The sequence below is a fragment of the Devosia sp. genome (genome assembly GCF_040509215.1).
Classification (GTDB): Bacteria; Pseudomonadota; Alphaproteobacteria; order Rhizobiales; family Devosiaceae; genus Devosia.
The window spans coordinates 1-5,858 of the sequence record NZ_JBEVLL010000209.1 but is presented as its reverse complement, the minus strand read 5'-3'; the positions used below and the strand labels follow the sequence as shown (position 1 = coordinate 5,858).

9 protein-coding genes and 1 pseudogene are annotated in these 5,858 nt (G+C 62.1%); 7 read left to right on the top strand and 3 right to left on the bottom strand.

Annotation, left to right across the window (positions count from 1 at the left end; translation table 11 throughout):
- From ABW043_RS11580 to hslV, 3 genes are all read right to left on the bottom strand, one after another.
- A partial coding sequence (locus ABW043_RS11580) for an AAA family ATPase (protein WP_353921360.1) occupies nucleotides 1-638 on the bottom strand: 638 nt, incomplete at its 3' end.
- Nucleotides 639-642: 4 nt separating this feature from the next.
- Nucleotides 643-1,155, bottom strand: coding sequence for a GNAT family N-acetyltransferase (locus tag ABW043_RS11575; RefSeq protein WP_353921359.1), 513 nt, complete (start codon nucleotides 1,153-1,155; stop codon nucleotides 643-645).
- The gene (gene hslV / locus ABW043_RS11570) at nucleotides 1,156-1,710 is read right to left on the bottom strand and encodes an ATP-dependent protease subunit HslV (RefSeq protein WP_353921358.1); all 555 of its coding nucleotides are present in this window, start codon (nucleotides 1,708-1,710) and stop codon (nucleotides 1,156-1,158) included.
- A gap of 127 nt (nucleotides 1,711-1,837) precedes the next feature.
- Here hslV and ABW043_RS11565 point away from each other — a divergent pair.
- The 7 genes and pseudogenes from ABW043_RS11565 to hisF form a co-directional block, all read left to right on the top strand.
- Nucleotides 1,838-2,216: pseudogene (locus tag ABW043_RS11565) on the top strand (VOC family protein).
- A 45-nt stretch (nucleotides 2,217-2,261) separates the two neighbouring features.
- The gene (gene hisB / locus ABW043_RS11560) at nucleotides 2,262-2,900 is read left to right on the top strand and encodes an imidazoleglycerol-phosphate dehydratase HisB (RefSeq protein ID WP_353921357.1); all 639 of its coding nucleotides are present in this window, start codon (nucleotides 2,262-2,264) and stop codon (nucleotides 2,898-2,900) included.
- A gap of 193 nt (nucleotides 2,901-3,093) precedes the next feature.
- Nucleotides 3,094-3,450, top strand: coding sequence for a hypothetical protein (locus ABW043_RS11555; RefSeq protein WP_353921356.1), 357 nt, complete (start codon nucleotides 3,094-3,096; stop codon nucleotides 3,448-3,450).
- Complete coding sequence (hisH, locus tag ABW043_RS11550) at nucleotides 3,447-4,100, top strand: imidazole glycerol phosphate synthase subunit HisH (RefSeq protein ID WP_353921355.1); 654 nt, start codon at nucleotides 3,447-3,449, stop codon at nucleotides 4,098-4,100. Before ABW043_RS11555 ends, hisH begins: the two co-directional genes overlap by 4 nt.
- Nucleotides 4,097-4,828, top strand: a complete 732-nt coding sequence (gene hisA, locus ABW043_RS11545; protein WP_353921354.1) for a 1-(5-phosphoribosyl)-5-[(5-phosphoribosylamino)methylideneamino]imidazole-4-carboxamide isomerase — start codon at nucleotides 4,097-4,099, stop codon at nucleotides 4,826-4,828. Before hisH ends, hisA begins: the two co-directional genes overlap by 4 nt.
- Nucleotides 4,825-5,154: a hypothetical protein gene (locus ABW043_RS11540; RefSeq protein ID WP_353921353.1), complete on the top strand. Its 330-nt coding sequence runs from the start codon at nucleotides 4,825-4,827 to the stop codon at nucleotides 5,152-5,154. Before hisA ends, ABW043_RS11540 begins: the two co-directional genes overlap by 4 nt.
- The coding region (hisF, locus tag ABW043_RS11535; protein ID WP_353921352.1) for an imidazole glycerol phosphate synthase subunit HisF at nucleotides 5,151-5,858 on the top strand (708 nt) is incomplete at its 3' end. The genes ABW043_RS11540 and hisF, both read left to right, overlap by 4 nt.

The following is a 5,858-nucleotide window of genomic DNA, read 5'->3' as shown; positions in this document are numbered from 1 at the left end:
TCCTTCACCTTGACCTTGCGCTTCACCCCGCGCCCGCCCATGGCCGATTTGAACATGTCGGAAAGGTTGATCATGCCGATGCCGCCATTGGGCATGCCCGGCATTTCGAACCCGCCCGTATTCGGAGCCGGCTGCATTTCGATCTCGATTTCCTTGTCGTCGAGCTCGTTGTTGCGAAGCTTGGTGCGGAACGAGTCGCGCGTCGACGGCGTCGCCGACGTTCCGACCAATGCGTCGAGCACGCGCTCCTCGGCATTGTGGTGCGCCTGCGCCTGCACATCGCGGCGGCGCTTGTCGCGCAGCACGGTGATCCCTGCCTCGACGAGGTCGCGGATAATCTGCTCGACGTCGCGGCCGACATAGCCGACTTCGGTAAACTTGGTCGCTTCCACCTTCACGAACGGCGCCTGCGCCAATCGTGCCAGACGGCGCGAGATCTCGGTCTTGCCGACGCCGGTCGGCCCGATCATCAGGATATTCTTGGGCGTCACTTCACGGCGCAGCTCGGGCGGGAGCTGCTGCCGGCGCCAGCGATTGCGCAGCGCCACGGCCACGGCGCGCTTGGCGTCATGCTGGCCGACGATATTGCGGTCCAGCTCCGAGACGATTTCGCGTGGCGAAAAATTCGTTTCACTCATTGCTTTACTTTCCTGGTGCCTTGTCGAGGAAGCGCACCATCAGGTGTTCGTCGATATATCGACCGTTCACGAAGAGGTAGCGGGGCTCTGTCCCATAGGTCTCAAAGCCCAGCTTCTGGTAGAGGCGGATCGCCGGCTCGTTCTCGGCCCAGACCCCGAGATGGATCTGGATGACCTTGTCCTTTGCGTGGTCGACAAGATGCTCGACCAGCGCTTTCGACATGCCGGTGCCGCGATGCTCTGGCTGCACATAGACCTGGATCATCCAGCCCCGGTGCCGTTCCTTCGCCGCATCATTGCGCATGAAGGCATTGATGCCGCCAATAGATCCATCCGGCAGTTCCGCGCCAAAGACCGTCAGCGTCTCCAGCATCTGCCTGATGTCCGCATCGGACCTCTGCGCAAAATTCTCCGCCGAAGACACGAAGGCCTCTGGATGATTGGCGAGCGCCTCGTGCCGAATGGCCCGATAGGCCGCTGCATCCTTCACGCCGAGTTGCCGAATGGAAAAGGTCACTTAGAGCTCGATGGTTTCGAGGGTTACGTTGCCATTGGTGTAGACGCAGATTTCCTCTGCGATCTTCATGGCGCGGCGGGCGATGTCTTCGGCATCAAGCTCGGTCGCCTGATGCAGAGCCAGGGCCGCTGAATGCGCATAGTTGCCGCCCGAGCCAATGGCGATCACGCCATGGTCCGGCGTCAGCACGTCACCATTGCCGGTGAGAACCAGCGTATCGGTCTTGTCGGCCACGATCATCATGGCTTCCAATTTCCGCAGATACCGATCCGTGCGCCAATCCTTCGCCAGCTCGACAGCGGCGCGCATCAGCTGATCAGGGTACTGTTCGAGCTTGGCTTCGAGCCGTTCGAACAGGGTAAAGGCGTCGGCGGTCGAACCGGCAAAGCCGCCGATCACCTTACCGCCGGCAAGGCGACGCACCTTCTTGGCGGTATGCTTCATGACCGTCGGGCCCATGGAAACCTGGCCATCGCCAGCCACGACAACCTTGTTGCCCTTGCGGACGGAAACGATGGTCGTCCCGTGCCACCCGGGAAATGCACTGTCACTCATTTGGGGAGATACTCCGAACTGTTGAGTGATATTTAGGATGGTCCCCACTGATTGCAACCTGCCCCGCCGCAACGGCCATCCAGCAATGCGCGTGGGAGAGCGATGAGGGATAGGAGGAGGCGAGAAAATGTCGAGAGCCAGCCGGGTAATGCCCATGCTGTCCGTCGCCGACATGGCGGCGTCGCGGCGCTTCTATGAGACCATACTAGGCGGCAGATTGGCTTATGCCTTCCCGCCGGAAGGCGAACCTTCTCACCCTCTCGTTTGGCGAAACCGAAATCGGCCTCGGCACTCTCGCCGAAAAGGGTGTTCACGGTCGCCCGCTGCGCCCGGCCAGCGGCCACCGCGTGGAACTCTGCATCAATGTCGACGACGTCGACACGACCCTTTCCGCGCTCGGAGCCCCCATCGTCATGTCGGCTATCGACCAGCCCTGGGGCGAACGCGCCGCCTATGTCGAAGACCCCGACGGCAATCTGATCATGCTCGTGGCCCCCATCGGCTGACACATCCCCTCTCCGCCAGGAGAGCTGGATTGCAACGCGATCTTTATGCCTTTGCGCATATCTGCTAGTGAGCCCCGATCTCCGGAGACATTTGCAATGCGCACCGCCACCATCGCCCGCAAGACCAACGAGACCGAGATTAATGTCTCGATCAATCTCGACGGCACCGGCGCGCATAAAATGGCGACCGGCGTCGGCTTCTTCGACCACATGCTCGACCAGCTCTCGCGTCACTCGCTCATCGACATGGACGTCACCTGCAAGGGCGACCTGCACATCGACTTTCACCACACGGTGGAAGATGTCGGTATTGCCCTGGGCCAGGCCATTGCCCAGGCCATCGGCGACAAGAAGGGCATCCGCCGCTACGCCTCGTGCGACCTGCCCATGGATGGCACCCTGACCCGCGCAGCGCTCGACGTCTCGGGCCGGCCCTTCCTCGTCTTCAAGGCCGAGTTCAATCGCGACAAGATCGGTGACATCGACACCGAACTTTTCCGCGAGTTCTTCCAGGCCTTCGCCATGAACGCCGGCATCACGCTGCACATCGAAAACTTCTACTTCGACAACAACCATCATCTGGCCGAGTCGATGTTCAAGGCGGTGGCCCGCGCCCTGCGCGATGCGCTCGAAATCGACCCCCGCCAGGCCGACCGCGTCCCAAGCACCAAGGGCACGCTGTAGCTAATCGCCGCCACTTCAGTTGTCGTCACTGCCGGGCTTGTCCCGGCAGTCCATGCCATCCGCGGGATCGAAGGCCTCAGCAAGCTGGATTGCCCGGACAAGCCGGGCAATGACGACGCAACAAAGCGGTCGTGGCCTTTCGCATCTCTGCTTTTTGCACTAAGTGGACCTCATTCCGTCCTGGGAGTTCCCCGTGACCCTCTTTGCCCTCTACCGATCCGTCGATGACCCGACCGCCCTGCCCGTGGCTGTCGCCGAGCGCTTTTCTTGGGTTTCGGCCCTGCTGCCGCCCGTCCATGCGCTCCTCCATCGACATTGGGATATCCTGGGCCTTTTTGCCGTCGGCCTCGTCGCGCTGATTTTTGGCGCGCGCTACCTCGGGCCCGACGCGAGCCTCTGGCTCTACATTCTCCTCGCCATCGCCTGCGGCTTTGCCGCGCCGGGCGCCGAGCGTCGTGCGCTAAAACGTCGTGGTCTCTCTTCGCTTGGCCACCGCGTTGCCGCCGATGCCGACCTTGCTCGTCTCGCCGTTATGGAATCTCGTCCATGAGCACTGTTGCCATTATCGACTATGGAGCGGGCAATCTCCGCTCCGCCGCCAATGCCTTCGAGCGCGTCGCCGCCTCGCTCGCAAGCAGTCCCGAAATCATCGTCACTGCCGATCCCGAAGTCGTCCGCCGCGCCGATCGCATCATGCTCCCCGGCGTCGGCGCCTTCGCCGATTGCAAGGCCGGCCTCGACGCTGTTGACGGCATGGTGGCAGTCCTCGAAGAACGCGTCATCCGCGGCACGACGCCCTTCCTCGGCGTCTGCGTCGGCATGCAGCTTCTTGCCAGCGAAGGCCGCGAAAAGGTCATCACCCAAGGTCTCGGCTGGATCCCCGGCGCCGTCGAAAAGATCAAGCCGAGCGATCCGAACCTGAAGATTCCGCACATGGGCTGGAACACCATTTCGGTGACAAAACCCCACGCCCTCCTCGCCGGCATTCCGGATGGCCCCAATGGCCTCCACGCCTATTTCGTGCACTCCTACCACTTCCTCACCGAGGACCCGACGCACCTCCTCGCCACCACCGACTATGGTGGCACGGTCACCGCTTGCGTCGGACGCGACAATATTTTCGGGACGCAATTCCACCCGGAAAAGAGCCAGGCCCTCGGCCTCAAACTGATCGAGAATTTTATGGGGTGGATGCCATGATCCTGTTCCCGGCCATCGACCTCAAGGACGGTCAGTGTGTGCGCCTGAAGCTGGGCGACATGAACCAGGCCACCGTCTTCAACGACGACCCCGCCGCACAGGCAAAGTCGTTCGAAGACCAGGGCTTTGAATATCTGCACGTCGTCGATCTCAACGGCGCCTTTGCCGGCGAGAGCGTCAACGGCGCCGCGGTCGAGCGGATTTTGAAGACCGTAAAATTCCCCGTCCAGCTCGGCGGCGGCATCCGCACGCTCGACCATATCGAAGCCTGGCTCGACAAGGGCCTCGCCCGCGTCATCCTCGGCACGGTCGCGGTGAGGAATCCAGAGCTGGTGAAAGAAGCCGCCAAAAAGTGGCCCGGCCAGGTCGCCGTCGGCACCGATGCCAAGGGCGGCATGGTGGCGGTGGAAGGCTGGGCGGAAACGTCCGAGCTGTCGATCGTGGAACTCGCCAAGCGCTTTGAAGGCGCCGGCGTCGCCGCCATCGTCTACACCGACATCGACCGCGACGGCATCCTCGCCGGCATCAACTGGGATTCGACCCTTGAGCTTGCCCGCTCGACTTCGATCCCGGTGATCGCCTCGGGCGGCCTCGCCTCCATGGACGATATCGAGCGCATGACGCGCCCCGAATATCAGGTGCTCGAAGGCGCCATTTCCGGCCGCGCCCTTTACGATGGCCGGATTGATTCACGTGAAGCACTGGCAAAATTGAGGGCCGTGGCGTGAGCGAAGAACGGCCTGCCAAATTTGCATGGTGGGCCTATTGGCTCTTTCTCGCCGTCATCGCGCTCTTTGCTTTTGCGCCGGTGATTTCGGTTCTGGTCGCCAGCTCCATTGCCGAAAGCAATGGCTGCAATCTCAATGAGGGCAGCATCAATCCGTGCCTGGTTGCCGGCTCCGACATGGGCCCGACCATCTACACGCTGTTCGTGCTCGGCTGGTTTGCCATAGCCACAATCCCACTCGGTGGCGCCGCGTTCTTCGTCTGGCTCGCCACGCTCATCATTCACCGCATCGCCTGGGGGCAGATGCAAAAGGGCAAACGCTCATGACCCTGAAGACCCGCATCATTCCCTGCCTCGACGTTGCCGGCGGCCGCGTCGTCAAGGGCGTCAACTTCGTCGATCTCATCGATGCCGGTGACCCGGTTCAAGCCGCCATAGCCTATGACGCGGCCGGCGCCGACGAGTTGACCTTCCTCGACATCACCGCCAGCCACGAAGGCCGCGATACGATTTTCGACGTCGTCGCCCGCACCGCCGAACATTGCTTCATGCCGGTCACCGTCGGGGGTGGCGTCCGCTCCATCGAAGATATCCGCAAGCTTCTCCTCGCCGGGGCCGACAAGGTGGCGATCAATTCGGCCGCCGTCAGCGATCCCGATTTCATTTCCCGCGCCGCCGACAAATTCGGCAATCAGTGCATCGTCGTTTCTGTCGATGCCAAGCAGCGGCTCGATGCCAAGGTCGGTGGCGACAATCGCTCCGAATGGGAAATCTACACCCATGGCGGCCGTCGCCCCACCGGCATCGACGCCGTCGAATTTGCCGCCAAAATGGTCGAGCGCGGCGCCGGCGAATTGCTTGTGACCTCCATGGACCGCGACGGCACCAAGTCCGGTTTTGACCTGAAACTCACGCGCATGATTGCCGATGAAGTCGAAGTCCCCGTCATCGCTTCGGGTGGTGTCGGCAAATTGCAGGACCTCGTCGATGGTGTCACCGAAGGTCACGCCAGCGCCGTGCTCGCTGCCTCG